This is a genomic window from Paenibacillus planticolens (assembly GCF_013141725.1).
GTDB classification, from domain to species: domain Bacteria; phylum Bacillota; class Bacilli; order Paenibacillales; family NBRC-103111; genus Paenibacillus_E; species Paenibacillus_E planticolens.
On the sequence record NZ_WHNZ01000017.1, the window covers coordinates 328796 to 346756 of the forward strand.

Annotated in this window: 17 protein-coding genes and 1 pseudogene; 1 reads left to right on the forward strand and 17 read right to left on the reverse strand. The window is 42.5% G+C overall.

The genetic code is table 11. The features are described 5' to 3' along the window. Nucleotides 1-433: 433 nt before the first annotated feature. Together GC097_RS10190 and GC097_RS10195 are read right to left on the reverse strand one after the other, a co-directional pair. The gene (locus tag GC097_RS10190; RefSeq protein ID WP_171683206.1) at nucleotides 434-1114 is read right to left on the reverse strand and encodes an HD domain-containing protein; all 681 of its coding nucleotides are present in this window, start codon (nucleotides 1112-1114) and stop codon (nucleotides 434-436) included. Further along, nucleotides 1111-2064, reverse strand: coding sequence for a TrmB family transcriptional regulator (locus GC097_RS10195; RefSeq protein WP_171683207.1), 954 nt, complete (start codon nucleotides 2062-2064; stop codon nucleotides 1111-1113). Before GC097_RS10195 ends, GC097_RS10190 begins: the two co-directional genes overlap by 4 nt. Before the next feature lie 243 nt (nucleotides 2065-2307). On the opposite strand from GC097_RS10195, the gene GC097_RS10200 reads away from it, so the two are divergent. Further along, entirely contained in the window at nucleotides 2308-2760 is a 453-nt protein-coding gene (locus GC097_RS10200; protein ID WP_171683208.1) for a flavodoxin, read from the forward strand. Nucleotides 2761-3154: 394 nt separating this feature from the next. On the opposite strand, the gene GC097_RS10205 is transcribed toward GC097_RS10200, so the two are convergent. From GC097_RS10205 to GC097_RS10275, 15 genes and pseudogenes are all read right to left on the reverse strand, one after another. Then, on the reverse strand, nucleotides 3155-3841 hold the full coding sequence (locus GC097_RS10205; protein ID WP_171683209.1) for an MgtC/SapB family protein: 687 nt from the start codon (nucleotides 3839-3841) through the stop codon (nucleotides 3155-3157). A gap of 225 nt (nucleotides 3842-4066) precedes the next feature. Further along, entirely contained in the window at nucleotides 4067-5092 is a 1026-nt protein-coding gene (locus GC097_RS10210) for a hypothetical protein (protein ID WP_171683210.1), read from the reverse strand. 102 nt (nucleotides 5093-5194) lie between these two features. After that, on the reverse strand, nucleotides 5195-5680 hold the full coding sequence (locus GC097_RS10215) for a hypothetical protein (RefSeq protein WP_171683211.1): 486 nt from the start codon (nucleotides 5678-5680) through the stop codon (nucleotides 5195-5197). Nucleotides 5681-6567: 887 nt separating this feature from the next. Further along, nucleotides 6568-6960 (reverse strand): annotated as a pseudogene (locus tag GC097_RS10220) (ABC transporter permease); the annotation flags it as partial. Between the two features lie 398 nt (nucleotides 6961-7358). After that, on the reverse strand, nucleotides 7359-8069 hold the full coding sequence (locus GC097_RS10225) for a YIP1 family protein (RefSeq protein WP_171683212.1): 711 nt from the start codon (nucleotides 8067-8069) through the stop codon (nucleotides 7359-7361). A 17-nt stretch (nucleotides 8070-8086) separates the two neighbouring features. Beyond that, a complete protein-coding gene (locus tag GC097_RS10230; protein ID WP_312875645.1) occupies nucleotides 8087-8557 on the reverse strand; it encodes a stage II sporulation protein M in 471 nt (156 codons plus the stop codon). A gap of 23 nt (nucleotides 8558-8580) precedes the next feature. Beyond that, nucleotides 8581-9360: an ABC transporter ATP-binding protein gene (locus GC097_RS10235; RefSeq protein WP_171683214.1), complete on the reverse strand. Its 780-nt coding sequence runs from the start codon at nucleotides 9358-9360 to the stop codon at nucleotides 8581-8583. A gap of 18 nt (nucleotides 9361-9378) precedes the next feature. After that, nucleotides 9379-11151: a hypothetical protein gene (locus GC097_RS10240; protein ID WP_171683215.1), complete on the reverse strand. Its 1773-nt coding sequence runs from the start codon at nucleotides 11149-11151 to the stop codon at nucleotides 9379-9381. A 453-nt stretch (nucleotides 11152-11604) separates the two neighbouring features. Next, nucleotides 11605-12192: a hypothetical protein gene (locus GC097_RS10245; protein ID WP_171683216.1), complete on the reverse strand. Its 588-nt coding sequence runs from the start codon at nucleotides 12190-12192 to the stop codon at nucleotides 11605-11607. 125 nt (nucleotides 12193-12317) lie between these two features. Further along, on the reverse strand, nucleotides 12318-13142 hold the full coding sequence (locus GC097_RS10250) for a helix-turn-helix domain-containing protein (protein ID WP_171683217.1): 825 nt from the start codon (nucleotides 13140-13142) through the stop codon (nucleotides 12318-12320). 171 nt (nucleotides 13143-13313) lie between these two features. Then, complete coding sequence (locus GC097_RS10255; RefSeq protein WP_171683218.1) at nucleotides 13314-14003, reverse strand: response regulator transcription factor; 690 nt, start codon at nucleotides 14001-14003, stop codon at nucleotides 13314-13316. Then, a complete protein-coding gene (locus GC097_RS10260) occupies nucleotides 14000-15475 on the reverse strand; it encodes a sensor histidine kinase (RefSeq protein WP_171683219.1) in 1476 nt (491 codons plus the stop codon). The genes GC097_RS10255 and GC097_RS10260 overlap by 4 nt, the downstream gene beginning before the upstream one ends. Nucleotides 15476-15480: 5 nt before the next feature. Next, complete coding sequence (locus GC097_RS10265) at nucleotides 15481-16230, reverse strand: DUF2705 family protein (RefSeq protein WP_171683220.1); 750 nt, start codon at nucleotides 16228-16230, stop codon at nucleotides 15481-15483. Further along, nucleotides 16223-16960: an ABC transporter ATP-binding protein gene (locus tag GC097_RS10270; protein WP_171683221.1), complete on the reverse strand. Its 738-nt coding sequence runs from the start codon at nucleotides 16958-16960 to the stop codon at nucleotides 16223-16225. Before GC097_RS10270 ends, GC097_RS10265 begins: the two co-directional genes overlap by 8 nt. A 63-nt stretch (nucleotides 16961-17023) precedes the next feature. After that, nucleotides 17024-17959, reverse strand: a complete 936-nt coding sequence (locus GC097_RS10275) for a hypothetical protein (RefSeq protein ID WP_171683222.1) — start codon at nucleotides 17957-17959, stop codon at nucleotides 17024-17026. Nucleotides 17960-17961 lie beyond the last annotated feature (2 nt).

Here is a 17961-nt window from a genome sequence, read left to right on the forward strand (position 1 = left end):
TTGGCAGGAACTTGCGAATGAGGAGGTGCGATGGAATGTCGTCGGAGCTGTCTTTTGAGTGAGTGTGGGGCCGTAGTGAGCGGCGTTAACGCAGAAAAACCGTCAGGCCCTCGCCTTGACGGTTTTTCTTTCCCGCGAATCCCGGGCGCCGCATGACGGCCCTAATATCGCACTACTGATATGTGCCTAATGAAATTAGCAGGAAAAAATCAGGCTAATTTCTGCAATTGCCCATACCCAGATCCAATTAACTGTAGATGCTCCCGTTAATTTCATCTCATTCACCTAATTCGCGGGATTCCACTGAATTAGATGGAGAAATTCCAGCTAACCTGCTCAGATGCTCTCTCCGCGTGAATTTAGCGGGAGAATTTCCCGTTAACAGCCTCAGAACCGGAATCGCACAGTTCCGAACCTGCGGCAGCAGCAAAAATTACCGCTCGCCTTCCCACTCCGCGTAAAACTGCCCGAGGTACTGCTCCATGAAGCGGTGCCGCTCATCCGCAAGCTGGCGCGCGTAGGCTGTATTCATCAGCTCCTTCAGCTTGAGGAGCTTCTCATAGAAGTGATTAATCGCGGTGTCGTTCCCCGCGCGATACTCCGCTTCCGTCATGTGCTCGCGCGCCGTGACGGAAGGATCATGAATCGGGCGGCCCTTCCAGCCCGAGTAGGCGAAGACGCGCGAGATGCCCACCGCGCCAATCGCATCCAGCCGGTCGGCATCCTGCACGACCTTGCCCTCCAGCGTGCGCATCGGCGGACGCGCGCCGCCCTTGAACGACATCGTGCTGATGATCTCCAGCACGTGATCTACCGCGGCCGCCGGCGTACCGCTGGCGGCCAGCCAAGCATCCAGCTCGCGCTGCGCGGCAGCTGGATCGGCGTTCAGCTTCTCATCGACGACGTCGTGAAGCAGCGCCGCAAGCTCGCAGACGAAAGTATCGGCGCCCTCCTGGGCGGCGATGCGCTTTGTCGTCTGCACGACGCGATAGATGTGCCACCAGTCGTGGCCGCTGCTATCGCGCTCCAGCTTTTCCTTCACGAGCGCCTCCGCCGCGAGCAGGATGTGTTCTTGCTGTTCTCTCGTTAAGTCTTCTCCGTCACGCTGCGTCATTTCTTCTTCTTCCTCTTTCCTTCACCGGATTTGCTTTCATTCGACTTTTCGCTTTCACTTTCCAGTATCTTACCCTCACCGCTTTTACCTTCTAGAGACTTACTCTCACTTAGCTTGCCCTCCAACAACTTTCCGGCATCGCCCGGCTGATTATCCTTCTCTTTTCCCTCGGTATACTTCTGGATAATCTTCTTAAAATTTTTCCCGTATTTATCTTCCAGCTTCGCGCCCATATCTTGCTGCAGCTCGTGGATCACCACATCGCGCCAAAAACTGTTCAACAGCAGCTCCACCATCGCTGGATGCTCAGTCAGCATGGCAAGTGTCGGTTCATCGCCGCCGCGCGTGCCGACAATAGCCAGTTTACGGTCGATGAGTAGCGTAAACTTCCGCCCTTTGCGGTCGCTCCATGCCGCATCGCGCTTATGCGGGAATTGATGCACACCGCTCGGCAGCGCCGCATCCCCGATCGTCGAAACAAGCAGACGCACGCCTTGTGCCGGCACCTGCCGCAGCTCATCCTTCAGCAGCTGCACTTCCTGCGCCCACAGGTCACAGAGCGCCTCCTCCTTCGCCTTTCTCAGCTCCGTACGGATGCGATCTAGAACCTTGGCGTCGCCTTCCAAGCTGAAATACTCCGCACGATGCGCTCCCTGCTTCGGCATGTGCTCTTTCACGTAGCGGATCGATGCCTGAAGCTCCGCCTCCACACGCTCGCCGATCTCCTCGATCGGCACGCTTTGGTAGTGCGTCGGCTCACCGTGGCTGGTGAGCACCGCGCCCTTCTCCGCAAGCTTCTGCAGCGCGGAGTATACATTTGAACGCGACACGCCGAGCTGCTTCGCGATTTCATAGCCCGTTTGCGTACCGCATTCGGCAAGCACATGCAGGCACTTGGCTTCCAGATCGGTGAAGCCCAGATTTTTCAAATGCAGATGAATATCCTCCATGCCAGTTCCCCTTTTCCGTAGCCGCGTTAAGTTCATGTTTCGATATTGTATCATGATTTCTTCCTCAAAGTCGTATAGTCCTTCCCTCCTGCGCATCTGAACGAAAACTTTTTATTCTCACTGCATTCTCAATTATATATTGACAATGATAATCATTATCACTTAATATGAAATTGATTAGAAGCACCACGACGTTAACAAGATGACAACATACCTATAAAACCATTCTGTGGAGGGAACATCATGCCAAAAATCATTATTGTATATGCCAGCATGTCAGGAAATACGGAGGAAATTGCTGAAGAAATCGCGACGGGAATCCGTGAGGCGGGCATTGAGCCGGTTGTAAAATCCGTTGTCGATGCAAGCGGCGTAGAGCTTGAAAACTACGATGGCATTCTGCTTGGAGCCTATACATGGGGCGATGGCGATCTGCCGGACGAATTCGAGGACTTCTATGATGAATTGGAGGATTTGGATCTTAAAGGCCGTAAGTCCGGAGCATTCGGTTCAGCCGACTCCTCCTATACGCACTTCGGCGCTGCCGTGGATACCATTGAGGCTAAGCTTGCTGAGCTCGGTACGGAGAAAGTGTTTGATGGTTTGAAAATTGAATTTAATCCCACCAGCGAGCAAAAGAAATTATGCCGTGAGCTGGGTGCAAAATTCGCTGCTGCCGTCGCTATTACAGCCTAAAACATGCTGGCGGGCTTTGGCGCTTCGCTGAGCTCGCTTCTTGTTGCTGCAACTGTTGTATGCTGCTCTCTGCTTCGTACTCACAACATTGCTGCAGCTAGCCATACAAAACACGCTCGTTCCTTCTATGTTGCACTTTATACAATCATATTGCTCAAATTAAGCACATTCATGACCTCTAGTTGTACATTGTGCAACCATTTTAGCGGAAATCACCTTTTTGCCGGCCATTTGGTTGATAACGTTGTATTTTGTACAACGAACTGCTCTGCATACAGCAAAAATCCACTCTCACATTGCACAAAATGCAACGAAGCTCCGCCCATAGCCCATTCAAGCCCCAAACAAAAAGGATCAGAACGCAGCACTAGGCCGATGCTCCAATCCTTATCTTCTACAGCGTCTCCACTTCGGCGAATTCAATATGCGCCATGCTTTTTAACTCAGCGTATACTTCCGAAGCATACTTCCGGTCAATGAACACGATGAAATTGAGCTCTTGCAGCTCGTGATTCAGCTCTTTAATGTGTACACTTTTCATTTTGTACCCTCTGGCAATGATGTCTTTGATGATGTTCGTTAAATCGCCTTCATGCGATACGACGAGCCTGACGCGCAAATCCTTCATCAACAGCGGTCTTGGCCCTCTTTTTTTAATATAATAAGGTAAAACTACGACACTCACCATAATCAGCAGCAACCCAAAAAACGCTTCAACATAAAACCCAGCCCCAACCGCAATCCCCAGTCCTGCCGCTCCCCAAATCATCGCCGCTGTCGTTAATCCGATAATGACATCATTATGCTTCCGGAGAATAGCCCCTGCCCCAAGAAATCCGATCCCGCTGACCACCTGAGCAGCAAGCCGCATAGGGTCCATTACGTGAAGACCAGGTACCGCATATTTATTTGCAGATTCAATAGACACAATCGTCAGCAAGCAACTGCTGAGACAAATAATTAAAGAAGTTTTGAGTCCGAGAGGTTTATTTCTGATTTCCCGTTCCAGACCAATAATTAAACCGAAAATAGCAGCGATTCCTAACTTCATTAAATCATGCATATCTACAGCCAGCGTCATCGTTGTTGTCTCCTCTATGTTAGATAGCTTTTACATTATATTAACAATTAGTAGTTGTAAATGAACAGGAGTGGATGATTTGCTTTTTTATGCCCAAAAACGAAAAAGCCGGGCCAGAGTTAGCGCTCTGTCCAAGCTTTTTATTAAATTCAGAATCAGTTATTGCAACCAGCTCTACTCATATCTGAGAGCTTCATTTGGATCGCACTTTTTTTCACCCTATAATTAGTTTTTATTACTTTTTTTCCACCAATTTATTTTTTTGGCCATGTCAACTATACTTTGAGAAAAGCCTACATCAATGACTCCGCTATCATAATTATGTTGTAAAGAAAAAAAGTCTCTGGGTGAGACATAATTTTCTTTTTTATCTATTTCAACTAACGAACCAAATGAAAAACCCACATTAGATAATTCTTCTTCATCATATTCAGCTAGACACAAAAATAGCTTATTTTTCCTTCCATCTATATATAAAAATTCTCTTTGAGCATTGAATGCAGAGAAATAACTGTAACCCAAGTAATTGCTATTGGATTTTTTCGGTAAAAAATTCAATAGTAAGAGCCTAATGGCTTCTATATTGTTGATTGCTTCCCCCTCAATTACTCTATCAATATTTATAAAATTAGATTGCAACAAGGGTAAGGAATATTCTCTTAAAAACATTTTTTTTTCACTTACTGTAAGAGAAAAGACATAATTTATATGATCTGGAGCGAGAAATCTACTTAAAATTAGCCGGGAATCAACAAAAAAGTATAAGTTTTTAATATAATGATTATCCTGAAATAATTTTCCATATGTTACTTCATCTTCTTGAATCTCTTGGCAGAGATTCTTTTCTAAATGAACGAAGAATTCTCTATTGGTATTATTAAGCTCCCCAAATAAAGAGAAGTAGTTATTATCATATGACTTTAAATTATAAGAAAAATCTGTTGCATTAAAATTAATAGAATTTAATCCAGGATGAACGATTCTAAAGCAATTTGCTTTGTTGAGAATTTCATTATAACTAGGATCTAACTTAAATCCTTTACGTTCAAAATTCAAACAAAAATTATGTATTTCATCGTATTTTACTTTGTTAATATTTTTGCTAAACATTCTAAACAAACGATGCTCATCTTCTCCATACTGTGGCTTTGGAATATGTATATTAAATCTTTGGGTTCTTGACAAAATGAACTCACATAAATCTTTAATACTTTTATCATTCAATTCTTGAGATTCATAGTAAGTATACATTAGTCATACCTCCAAAATTCAAAAGAAGAATATAATGCTTGTACAATAGTACTTAAAAGCCAGGGGCATTAAATAATGCTCCTGACTTTTAAACCTAATTAATCATACTGCTATTAGTGCAGGGTTTCTAGTAAGTATACCAATTATTGCTTTAATGATCCATGCAATAGCAGCTCCAATTGTTGCTAAAGATACCCAATCTAACGCACTTTTAATTGTCTCTCCAAAACTTTCTAGTGCACTTTTTAAATTATCGACCCCACATGCTCTTAATTCTTTATTAGTTTTGCTTTCGAATAACATATAACAATTTCCATCCTTCCAAACATGAATATTAAGAACATTTGCACCTGCTACGTATAAATTAATATTTTGATGATACTGAGACCCGTATTTCGGACCTAAATATCCATAGTGAACATTTGATACTGTCATTCGATATAAGCCACCAAATTCAGTTTTTTCATAGATTTGTTGATAACCACTTTGTCCATCATGTGCAAATGCAGGAATTGATACAAGAGAAGTTAAAACAAAAACTAACAAAATTGCAATTGACGTTTTAGATTTTTTTAAGAATGATAACATTTTATTAACCTCCATTTAGTTTGAAATAAAATAATAACTATATGAAAGCTGGCCAGCGTTTCAACGAGCAAAAATGTACCAATACTTATACGACTTTTATGTAGCACTACTTCATTCTTGTGATATATCCCTAAACACATTTGTTATGTATTTACTTTCTGAAATCCAAATCGAATTACTATCGATATTTTTCAAAGTTATTTCATATATTTACAATTTTACCCTTATTATCCCTTAAATTAAATACCATAAATAGGGTATTTAATTTATAAATTTCTTAATAAATTCCCCCCTATACCTGTCATAATTCACTGCATTCCACAATTCAAATTTCTCGCCTTCAACCGAGAATATAACACTCCCTATTTTGAAATAATTACCTTTCATCTAACTACCAAAACAAAAAGGCCGGCCAGAGTTAGCGCTCTATCCAAGCCTTATAGTCTTCTCTAACATTTTGCACCTGCTTCTTTACTTCACTTAGAACAGTAATTATTAAAACAGTTCCTACTAGTAAGATAATAAGCTGTGTGCATGAAAATATGAATGAGCTAACTAAACTACTTTCTTTTCAAATATACAAATGCAACCATACTTCGTACGATTGCTGGAATAAAAATAACAGACATCGTGAACCAACTCCACTCAAAAGTACCTCGCATGAGCATGGATACAATATTAACTACAGCGAAAAAAATAGCAAACTTCAAGAAACGAAATTGCTGTTTTCTTATCAAACAAGAGTGACCCCTTTCAGTAAAATATTGAACGAATATGGCGTATAAAGATCCCTGTACAGTTAATAACGCAGAGGAATCTTACCTAAAATATTCATTTGGATCCCCACACACGGCGGAAAACGCGGCGTCGGGCGCTCGCAACCAGTTCTATTCATATCGCAGAGATTCATTGGGATCGCATTTCGCGGCCTTATTAGCTGGCAGCATGCCAAACAGTATCCCAATAGACATAGAGAATAATACACCGCCAATAATCACAGGTACTGATACTAGCGGCGGCCAATGAGTTAACATCGATACTAAATAGGCTCCCCCTGTTCCAATGAGTATACCTATACTACCTCCTAATGTTGTTAACGTCATGGATTCAATTAAGAACTACAGCAATATACTTCCCCGCGTGGCACCTAGCGCTTTGCGTATACCAATTTCTCTAGTTCTCTAGGTAACTGAAACGAGCATAATGTTCATTACTCCAATACCACCCACAACCAGTGAAATTCCCGCAATCCCACTGATAATAGCTGTCATGGTCTTCGTAATCATCGAGAGGGATTCATCTCTAGGCGTTATAACTCCTGAAGCAATCAAAGTATCTGACATTTGCTGCATATTTACTTCGATGACCTGTACGTTTGCCACTTTGGAGTGAGAGTTTTGTGATTTTGCTATTAAATATACATTTACTCCCACTATACTTAAAATGCCGATGCCAATAATGGTTACTAACCACTTTTTCTTCATAGACTCCGCCTTTATCTTCGGATCTTTATGGAAAATTCCATTAACTTCAAAAAAAGAAAGCCAGTTTTCTTATCCAAGTCTAGGGACTCCTTATTTTCTATTGAATACATTCATAATTGCAGAAGCCATAAAAGCACCTGATAGCATTAAAACTAGTTGTGCCGCTCTAAAATTCAGTAATGGAGTTGTCCCAACTATGCTATCGCAATGACTACAGAAGCATTAATAATAAAAATGATTAGCCAAACAGTGAAAGCAGTTAAAAGTCCTTTTTTTAAAGAACTGCTTGCTACTGTTGCTATTCCAAGACCAATTAGCGAATAAGTCCATATTTCCATCAAATCAACTCCAGATAACACTTTAATGAGTGTTTGATTTTGGGAAAATTGGCTCGCTAGTAGTCCTAAGCTTGTGATTGATTGACTAGATGCAATTTCGGTAGTGCTAGACTGATGATATGTATAGAATAATTTGGATATTTTACCGATTAATACGGGCCCTTGAGAGATTAGAACAATTGCAAAAAGCATCTTTTTTTGAATCGTTGTTTTGAAGACTTGTGAAACCACGTACAATGCTAAATGTGAGACTAGTACGGTGATAAAATAGATGCCAGTTGAGAAAAAAGTAATTACAATTTTGAGTCTCTGTGTAGCTAAAGTTGGTATTACGATTTCCCCTTGATGCAGCAATGTCTGAATTTCATTCGTTGAAATCAACCGATTGGAAACAAAGTAATAAAATGAAGCATGGATAATAAATAAACATAAGATGACCCATCGGATTCGATAGTTTGCATCTATTTTTTTGAATGTAAGAGTTGGCGAATAAATAATGGCCACAAGATCAAGTAAACTTTGGCTATATGTAGTCTTTATATTTGATGTAGGTTCGATTGCGCTCATTAGTTCTACTCCAATCATTAAAGTTTAGCCGTAATAAAGCCCTCCACAAGAGCACCTACAAACAAGAAACAGATGACGTAAATGAGGTACTTTAGATGAATGGCCCACTGCTTATCAGAATTATAATAAAAATAAATACCTTTTAAACCTATCGCCCCAGCAAGCAATAAAGCCGGGATTTCAAACATGCCGTGTGGTAGAATCTTTATTCCAATCTCGAATAATGAAGCTCCATCGATTAGCTTGCTAGCAATTACTGCACCAATCCAAAGCCCGTTTATGAATAAAATAGCAATGGTAGGCAAAGCAAAAAAAAACAAGCCTAGTACAAGTATAAGCGCTACGCAACTATTCCTTATAAATATGTGTATGGCTGCCTGCGAACCAGATTCTTGATTTACTAATATATTTTTTGATTCAATAACGGCTGCGCCTGACGTTGCCAAGATGAACAATGCTCCAGTTACCACTCCAATGCATAACAGCAGAGTTGAGTTAAAATAGAGGTAACTTAACTTGGATTTTCACGAGGATGATTGCCTCCTTGGTTTGACCTTACGCGGTGGATTTGATGAATAAAATAATCTTCAAGGGACTTATTTGACGCTAATATATCTTTACGAGAAGTTGTATCTACGATGCAGCCTTTTTCAATAAAGATAAATTCGTCACAAAATTTTTCGGCAACCTCTAATTGATGAGTGGACAACAGGACCGAGCCTTGGTTTGCTGCATAATCCTTTAGAATGGAACGAATGTTTAGTGAAGTTATGGGATCCAACCCAGAAATATATTCATCCAAGAGCAGCAATTTGGGTTGTCTCAGCAAACAGGCAAGCAGCGCTAACTTCTTTTTATTTCCTAGTGAATAATGTTTGATGTATTTATCGAGTTCATTCGTCAACTGGAACTGTTCGGATTTCTCTGAAATGTTGTGCTTGGCTAGGTGCAGCCCAAATAAATCGCAATGAAACCTCAAAAACTCTTTCCCTGTTAATTCTTCGTATAACAAAGGGTGCTCAGCAATGAAAGCAACCCTTGCTTTCGCTTCTTTCCACTGTGATTGCATATCAATTCCGTCTATCAACACACGACCTGAGGTCGGACGATTTAAACCAGCAGCAATTAGCAAAGTCGTAGTTTTACCAGCTCCATTAGGTCCCAAGAAACCCACAATACGTTTAACAGGTACTTTGAAAGTTAGATCTGTTAAGATGCTCGCAGAACCAATGGTTTTACTAACATCCAAAATGTTCAGACTTGCGTGATCCTGTCCATGAATCTCATTCATTGGCGTTTTCCTCTTTGCTTATAGGTTTAATTCTTCGATCGTAAACAAGCGGTTAGTTTTGCGTTTGATCAACCAAGCTCCTAACCAAACGGTCGCAATCGTAAATATAGGAACACAAATTAATTGTAAAAAAACGAAGGAGTCCTCATCTACATAGTTAGCCATATAAAAAGCAAGCGGCAGTAGCATAATAGGTATTAGGAACCCCAAGAGTGTTGTTCTTAAGATGGCCTTAATCATCCCTTTATCTGTATAATCATCCAATTGTTCGATATGCATAAAGTCGAAATGTGGGCGCGTTATGCTTGGAATATAATTTACAAAGGCAAAGGCAATATAATTAATGATAGTTACTATCAGAATTAAAATAATTATCTTCCAACTAACAAGAGTTAGGCTGCTTACAATAACGAGCTGAGTTAGTATAAACATGGGCACAGAAGCAATTAAAAATATTCGGATTTTTTGTGTAAAAACGTACCATAATGGAAACCCTGCAAAAATAAATAAGGATAGTTGCCTGCCATCACTGTCAAAAGAAAACTGGCTGGACAAGTCATCAAATAATAACGTAGAGAGAAAGTAAGTCAACATGTATATACATAGGGTCAAAACTAAATAAAATACTTTTACAGAGTCTGTATGACTAAGCAGAGCTGCACATACCCCAACAACGCTCCAATTTATGGCTCCTCCCAATAAAACTGCAGGACGTTGCAGCAATTGTTGAGATCTGCACATTAGTTTAATTCTAGTAGCAATCAAAGAATCAGAAATCCCCGAATATTTACCAATAGCAAGAAAAAATTTCTCGAAAACCGGGTTATCTTTCATTTGACGTTCTTTGTTTGTCTTTGCGTTGCACATTGCCAGTAATGAGGTCAGAACTGTTACAATGAAAATGTAAAAAATACATCCAAGCGAATGAGCTGAGTCAACAGCAGTTCTGGCTAATAGCGTATGCGGCCAATAGTCATGCAGGAAGAACTGAAAAAATCCAGACACTTGTTGCAAGAAAAGTTGTTGTCCATCTAGTTGCCAATTCTCAAAGGCTTGTAAATCTACTTGTTTGCCTATTAGCGGAAAGGCATTGACCCATGGAATAAATGTTGTCCCAAACAGATAGCCCAAACCAGCCAGAAACAGCTTAAAGACAAAAGATTGGAAAATAATAAATTTGGTATATTCACTTTTTCTCATTTTTATGAAGGTAATCAAATTATGTAAGTTAGAAACAAATTGAGACTGGACGAAATACGTTAAGAAAATGATAAATAGTAAGACAAAAAAATGACTAAAACTGGATGAAACGAGAAAGAGCAGTGCTAGTAAGATTGGCATGAATCCAGCAATCAGTTGTTTGAAGCGCCAGACGATTTGTTCGGTGTATAAAAGTAATTTTCTTTGCCTTTCGCTGCACGCCAGATTATGCAGGATCAGGTCGTCCTTGTGGCTCATTTCCCACTTAGAAGCTTCCACGCCTGAAATAATGGACATGATCGTTAGTTGTATGAACAATAAGGTCCAAATATAGGCTAACTTGGTATCTGCCTCAAGATACAGTGCTTGTTGCAGTAGTTCCTTAGCCATTCCCCCTGCATAGTCATTAAGCATTTTAGATGCCTCTTCTGGCGGGTAAATGAGAATATCCAGAATGAACAGAGATAAAGAAAAAAAGACCATCATCTTCAATACATCAACTAAAAATATGAACATGTAAGTCGGTGTTAACTTCTTCCATTCGTTTTTCCAGCGAATATAAATTTTCCATTTGATCCAATGAACAAACATCGCAGAATTTCATCCCCTAGAATTAAACTCAAGCAAAGCTGTAAAAGCCACGAGAGCTGCTACGATCGTCAGGTATACCATTCATACTATTAATATATATATTAACTTCAATTAAATTGTAATTAAATACCACAAACAGGGTACTTCATATTATAAATCTCTTAATAAATCCCCCTCTATCATGACACTTCGTCTTGCTATAAACCTTCTTAAGCGTGTGCCTCACCGTGGCCTCTGAGATCCTTAGTGCTATATCGCTTATCAACGAGGAACACATACAAATGCTCTGAACTCTCTTTCCCCCTAAAAATATTCACTTTGATCCCTCTCACCAAACAGAACAATATCCCATTAGATTGAGCTGTAAAAAGAAGTAGAGACAATACAACTAAAACCGACACAAGAATCTGAGTGATTTTATAACAACTGTTCATTTGCAACTCCGTTCAGACATTAATATTGATATCCATAACGCTGGTTAAATGCATGATCTAGGGGTTCAAACAACTCATTAATATCTTCAATACTATATATATCAAAATTTATTAATGTATGAAAAAACTTTTTAGCTCCCGCTAACAGTTTGGATACCAGTTCAAATTCTGGCAGCACTTTCGAAGTATAAATCTCATTTTCTTCGTTGGATATTTGGAATCGAATTTGGTTATCTACATCAGCAGATAGAGTAAGTAGTAATCTATTTTGATAAAGGTTCTCTATTCCATATTTATTTTTTAAAAATTGATCAAGTACACTCAGCATTTCAAACCACAGATTCAAATGATAATGATCAAAATTCAATATGCTCTGCCCATTGTATTCAATTATAATTGCTGTGCTTATATAAACCATTCCTGTTTTGCCACGAGAAGGTTTCTTAATTCGCCACATTTCCTCTAGCGCTCTCACATCATCGATATTTACGAAACAGTCCGACGTGTGTTGAAGATAGAAAGCATTGTCGTAAGCCACATCTAGATGATTGAATTGCTCTTTAACTATACTAAACTTCTTTGCGATATAAGTGTTTACTGTTATCACTAGATTTCACATCCTTCCCTTTATGAAGAAGGTTTGAACTTTTCAGGAGATGCGCCTAAGAAAGTTCAAACTTTAGATTAATTTACCTTAAATATGTTTGTTAAAAATACCACAAATAGGGTACTTCATATCATAAATCTCTTAATAAATCCCCCTCTATCATGACATTTCGTCTTGCTATAAACCCTCTTAAGTGTATGCCTCACCGTAGCCTCTGAAATGCCTAGTGCAAGTGAAATCTGCAAAGCACTTTGATTTTGCAACCAGCCAAAGCCAATTTCCTTTTCGCGTTTTGTTAGAGAAAAAAGATCAAAATGCTCATAGATTAGTACCTGTCTACTCATTGGGTCAGCCAACATCATTCGAGATTCGATATCGCTTATCATCCGTTTTAATAGCGAGGCAACAAAACTTAGATTCTCAGTCAGGGAAACGGAAATATTCAGGTAACCTCCTATTTCATTTCCATGCTTAATCGGAGAACACATACAACTCCATTTCGAAAAAAACGTCAAGCTGTGCTCTAATCCCTGTACCGCTACCAACGCATTCAATTGCATAGAAAGAGAAATAGCGTTGATGCCGGCATGCTCTAATGCAAAGGAGGTCCCCATACCAACATTCATAGACTCCAATGTATTTACTATATTTTCTGGTCCAGTAAAGACTAGTGCTACTCCGTTCTGATTTGTAAAAATGATTAAGTGCGGATTCGATATCGCTTTTGAGAGAGAAGCTATCTCTTCTTTTGCAGCTGAAATAAGAGATAATTCTTTATTAATTTGTTCTTCACTCTGTATCTCTGCTAAGCGAAACGGCAAAGTTGGAATATCTCGGTCTATTCCTGTTTCGGTGAATGTCGCATTCCACAGTGCTATTTTCTTGGCTTCTATTTCCGATAGACGGATCCACAAGTGCTCCGAGTCCATTTCCCCGCTAAAAATATTCATTTGGCCGCCCTCTCACAACAGAAATAATAATCCTTATTATGAAAAAATTTCCTTTTAAGTAGATTTTACAGTAAGCACAACGAAATTGGCAAGTATTTACATTTAGAGCAATTTTCTTCACCAAAATCAAAAAAGCCCGGACAGAGTTATACACTCTGTCCAGGCTTTTAATTAAATCCGGAAGCGATACCCCGCGCCCCAGATCGTTTCAATATATTGCGGATTCGACGGGTCCTGCTCGATCTTCTCGCGCAGCTTCCGAATATGTACAGTGACTGTCGCGATTTCGCCCATGGCATCCATCCCCCAGAGGAGATCGAACAGTTGCTCTTTGCTGTACACCCGATTCGGATTCATCGCCAGATGCGTGAGCAGATCGAATTCTTTGGTCGTGAAAATAACCTCCCGGTCATTCACAAAGACGCGGCGCGCCGTTTTATCGATCATCAAACCGCGAATGCGCACCTCGTCGTTCTTCGCTTCGCGCCGTCCCATCAGTCTTTCGTACCGGGCAAGATGCGCCTTAACCCTGGCCACCAGCTCGCTGGGGCTGAAGGGCTTGATCATATAATCGTCGGCGCCGAGGCCGAGGCCGCGGATTTTATCGATGTCTTCCTTTTTGGCGGAAACCATCAGAATGGGAATGTCCTTCTCACTGCGAATGCGCCGGCAAATTTCGAAACCATCGATCTTCGGCAGCATTAAATCGAGAATAATGAGATCATACGCTGTGGAAAGCGCGAGCTGGAGACCTTTATCTCCGCTATTTTCGATATCGACTTCATAGCCGCTGATCTCCAGGTAATCCCGCTCCAGTTCTGCAATGCTTTGTTCATCCTCAACGATTAAAATCCGACTCATCCTTGACTCTCCTCCTGCTTGTTAAGCGGTAATGCCATGTAGACGGTCGTCCCCTGCCCGATCATGCTCGTGGCGCCGATGCGTCCGCCGTGCTCTTCCATAATTTGTTTGGCTATCGCAAGGCCCAGCCCGCTGCCTCCGGTCGCGGTGTTTCGCGAAGGGTCGGCTCGATAAAACCGGTCGAAAATATGAGGCAGCGCTTCCTCCGATATACCTTGGCCCCGGTCTTTTATTTGTATGACGGCATGGCCGTCGATCTCTCTGAGTGTTAGTGTAATGCGGCAATTGCCTTCATCACTGTATTTGATGGCGTTCTCGATAATGTTCAGCAGTACACGCCTTAGCTTATCACGGTCTGCCGTTACTATCAAAGGATCTTTCGGCAGCTCGGTGAGCGCGAAATGAACGCCTTTTTTCTCCATATCGAACTGTAATTCCTGCGCGCAATCCTGCACATATTGGCTAAGATCCACCGTTTCAAATTGAAAGGGAACTTTACCCAAATCCAGCTTAGAGAATAAAAACAACTCATCAATGAGCCGATCCATATCCTCCGCTTTCGTATAAATGGTGCGAATGTATTTCTCGAGCTTATCCGGAGAATTCGTGACGCCGTCCATAATGCCGTGGGCGTATCCTTTAATGGCCGTAACCGGCGTTTTCAAATCATGCGAAATGTTAGTCATCAGCTCTTTGCGGTTCTCTTCATATTGAAGTTGAACTTCAACAGATTTCTTCAGCTTGCGCCGCATTTCCTCAAAAGCTCTACTGAGCTCCCCGATTTCATCATCGGACTGAGGCACCACTTCAAAGTTGAGATTGCCTTCTTTTATTTCCTCCGCGGCTCGTTTGAGCGCTCTCAGAGGTTTAATAATGCTGCGTGAAACGAAGAATGTCAGCACGCCGTTCGTACCGACGAGAATGAGCACAAAGGTTAAAATCACCGATTTTGAAAACTGGTGCAAATATTTTTGAAAAGGACCTCCATCCAAAAAAACAAAGACGGACCCTTTGCTGTTATCGGAAAACAGAAAATCCTGCTGTCGAGTTATCCACAGAGAACCTTGATTGCGCTGAAATTTGCCTGATGAGGTGCCAAAGGTAGGAAGCTTGGAGCTGTTCTGCGCCTCCCCCTCTTTCAGATAGGGAGAACTATACGTGATTTCTTTATCTTTGCGGATAATAATGCCCATATTGATTTTGTGGAATCGGTCCTCCAAGTCCTTTACAAATACGGGATCAAGAAAAGCGTCCGGCTCGGTTTCTGTTTTGGCTTTCATGTAAGCGACATTTTCGAGTTCTTGTTCAACGACGCGTTTGATCGGGTTGCCCTGCGAGAAATCGACCTGAAAGCCGGACTTCAGACTACCGAACGTTGCGATGGAGATTAGGATCACGGCCATCCCTGAGAGGACAAGAGGTACAAGCAGCATGGCGATATATGAAAGTACCAGCCGTAAGCGAATCGACATCGTGGTCAGATCTCCTTTTTATCGAACAAATAAAATCCTGCTGTAAAAAACAATATACTACACGCTATCAAAAACATAAAGATACTGCCCACCTTGCCGACCGCCAATCCGCTACCAATCCAAAGCATATGCCAATCCGTGTAGGCCGTAGGCGAGTACGTTGCAATCTGCGGAATAAAGAAAGCTGCCACCTTAAACGCCAAATAAAGAAGTATGCTCACCGTCAATGCGGAGGAAGCGTTGGAGAAGAACTGCGCCAGACAGACAGCAGCAATGCTAAGCACAAGCAGCGGTAGAAAAGCCGCGCCATACGCGAGGAACCAGTTTACGACGGTCCCGACTCCCCCGAAGTGCTGGAAAAACAACGCCGAAATAGCGGAAGCCAACAGACCCGCAGCTAAGTACAGCGCAATAAAAACGCCGAGCGCAATTTGCTTGGAGGCGAACACCTTGAAGCGTGTGATGGGCCGCGTCAGCGTGTTCTTCATCGTGCGGTCTCCCATTTCACCGGAGAATACGTCCGCAGCTCCCATGAAAACAAAAAGCGGCAGGAAAATGCTCGTGAGCAGACCCAGCATAATAATGGGGAAATCTTGCGAGGCAATCGCTCCGATACCAATGCCGCTTTGGAATTGGGACAAAAGCAGTCCTGCAATGACCGGAAGCAGCAGGGTGACTGCAAGGAAGAAGATCGTCTTCTTCTTGGATGTGATTTTGATGGTTTCGTTCCAAACGTTGGCCGTTAAGCTATGCATGAGCCGTAAGCCTCCTCACTTCTTGAATTTCGCGCAGGTATGCTTCTTCCAATGTCGCGCTGCCGTTGGCAATTTCCGATACAAGCCCTTCGCGGACAAGCCGTCCTTGATGAATGATGCCCATGCGGTTGCACATCAGCTCCATCTCATGGATGAGATGGCTGGAGATCAGGAAGGTTATGCGCTCTTCGCGGGCCAGATGCATAATGATCTCGCGGATATGAACCATCCCCTCGATATCCAGACCGTTCGTCGGCTCATCGAGTATGAGCAGCTCCGGCTTTGACAGCATCGCCGCCGCTAGTCCTAGACGCTGCTTCATGCCGAGCGAATAGCCCGCTACCTTTTCCTGCTGAAAAGGGGTGAGCCCGACGATTTCCAATACTTCGTCTACGCGCTTCTTATCGGTGCCGGGATAGAATCTCGCCGCGAGCTCCAAGTTCCGCCTTCCGCTCATATAGGTGTACGCTTCGGCTGTTTCGATCAGCACGCCAACCTTCGCCATCGCCTGCTCATAGTGCGTAGACACATCATGGTCAAACAGCTTAACTTCCCCCTGCTGCGCTCTGATGAGTCCGGTCATGATTTTCATGACGGTCGTTTTTCCCGCGCCGTTGGGGCCGAAGAACCCATAAATATCGCCTTGCTGCACCGTCATATTCACCCCGTGAATACCGCGCAAGTTATTGTAAATTTTCGTAAGACTTTTGATTTCTACGACTGGCCTCATGGATTATCCGCCTTTCAAGAGAATATGGAGGTCAGCGGTTGCCTCCGCCCCCTCCATTTTTTACTATTGCTTGTCGCCCCAGTTTTTGTGGGACTTCTCAGGGTCAAACTTCACGGTTTCCAGCTGCTTTCCTGTCAAATCTACCTTATCCGGGGTTGTAGAGTTCAGGCTGGACAACGTCATATCCACGCTCAGCACGACATCATGCGCTTGACCTTGCGCATCTTTACCGGAGATGTGAATTTGGGCGTTCTGGTTGGTAATGTGATTATCCGCATCTACGCTGGCGTTCACTTCTACTCCATCCATCTTGATGTCAGAGGTTAGCTGCGGAAGGCTGTTCTTCAGCGTTGTCACATCGATACCTAGCGTATCATTCTTGGACGGCAGCGGACGGTCGTTCTTCTCGAGCGTGCCATGCTTAATAACAAGGGAACCTAGCGTATTTATTACCGGAGAAATTTGACTGCCTGTCAATTTAAAATGAATCTCCTTCACGTTGCCCGCGGCTTCATCCATAGTGACATAGTTTTTGAGGTTGCCGACGAGTGCGTCGACCACATTTTCCACTTCGCTGACGACTTGCGGGTCCGGTGTGTGCGCAGTGCCTTCACGCTCTTTGAACTTTCCGCCCCTGTCGTTTCCTTCCAGTACTTTGTAGACGTCGGAATCGTCTGTTTTTATAATTTGCTTGCCGTCTTGGTTGTAGAAATGAATCTTTTGTTCGTCTGTGCCGCTGTTCACGGTCACTTCTGCGCTTCCTGCGCGATTTTCACTGCTGCTCTTAATCGTCGATTTTACGTTCAGCAATTGAGCTCCGTTGTCCTGCAGGGTCACGTTTACTTGTCGTGTTACATTATACACAGCTGCTGTTTGTTTCACGGCTGATTTGAAAGTCTCATATCCCGGTGCATCGCCCACGCCTGCATATACCGATGTCACCAGCATCATGCTGCCTACCGCCACGCCTAATCCTATCATTGCTAATTTCTTATTCATAT

Excerpts from the sequence above, each read along its gene's own strand:
- GC097_RS10190 (WP_171683206.1), bottom strand. The coding sequence starts at position 1,114 with ATGACGCAGCGTGACGGAGAAGACTTAACGAGAGAACAGCAAGAACAC.
- GC097_RS10195 (WP_171683207.1), bottom strand. The coding sequence starts at position 2,064 with ATGGAGGATATTCATCTGCATTTGAAAAATCTGGGCTTCACCGATCTG.
- GC097_RS10200 (WP_171683208.1), top strand. The coding sequence starts at position 2,308 with ATGCCAAAAATCATTATTGTATATGCCAGCATGTCAGGAAATACGGAG.
- GC097_RS10205 (WP_171683209.1), bottom strand. The coding sequence starts at position 3,841 with ATGACGCTGGCTGTAGATATGCATGATTTAATGAAGTTAGGAATCGCT.
- GC097_RS10210 (WP_171683210.1), bottom strand. The coding sequence starts at position 5,092 with ATGTATACTTACTATGAATCTCAAGAATTGAATGATAAAAGTATTAAA.
- GC097_RS10215 (WP_171683211.1), bottom strand. The coding sequence starts at position 5,680 with ATGTTATCATTCTTAAAAAAATCTAAAACGTCAATTGCAATTTTGTTA.
- GC097_RS10225 (WP_171683212.1), bottom strand. The coding sequence starts at position 8,069 with ATGAGCGCAATCGAACCTACATCAAATATAAAGACTACATATAGCCAA.
- GC097_RS10235 (WP_171683214.1), bottom strand. The coding sequence starts at position 9,360 with ATGAATGAGATTCATGGACAGGATCACGCAAGTCTGAACATTTTGGAT.
- GC097_RS10240 (WP_171683215.1), bottom strand. The coding sequence starts at position 11,151 with ATGTTTGTTCATTGGATCAAATGGAAAATTTATATTCGCTGGAAAAAC.
- GC097_RS10250 (WP_171683217.1), bottom strand. The coding sequence starts at position 13,142 with ATGAATATTTTTAGCGGGGAAATGGACTCGGAGCACTTGTGGATCCGT.
- GC097_RS10255 (WP_171683218.1), bottom strand. The coding sequence starts at position 14,003 with ATGAGTCGGATTTTAATCGTTGAGGATGAACAAAGCATTGCAGAACTG.
- GC097_RS10260 (WP_171683219.1), bottom strand. The coding sequence starts at position 15,475 with ATGTCGATTCGCTTACGGCTGGTACTTTCATATATCGCCATGCTGCTT.
- GC097_RS10265 (WP_171683220.1), bottom strand. The coding sequence starts at position 16,230 with ATGCATAGCTTAACGGCCAACGTTTGGAACGAAACCATCAAAATCACA.
- GC097_RS10270 (WP_171683221.1), bottom strand. The coding sequence starts at position 16,960 with ATGAGGCCAGTCGTAGAAATCAAAAGTCTTACGAAAATTTACAATAAC.
- GC097_RS10275 (WP_171683222.1), bottom strand. The coding sequence starts at position 17,959 with ATGAATAAGAAATTAGCAATGATAGGATTAGGCGTGGCGGTAGGCAGC.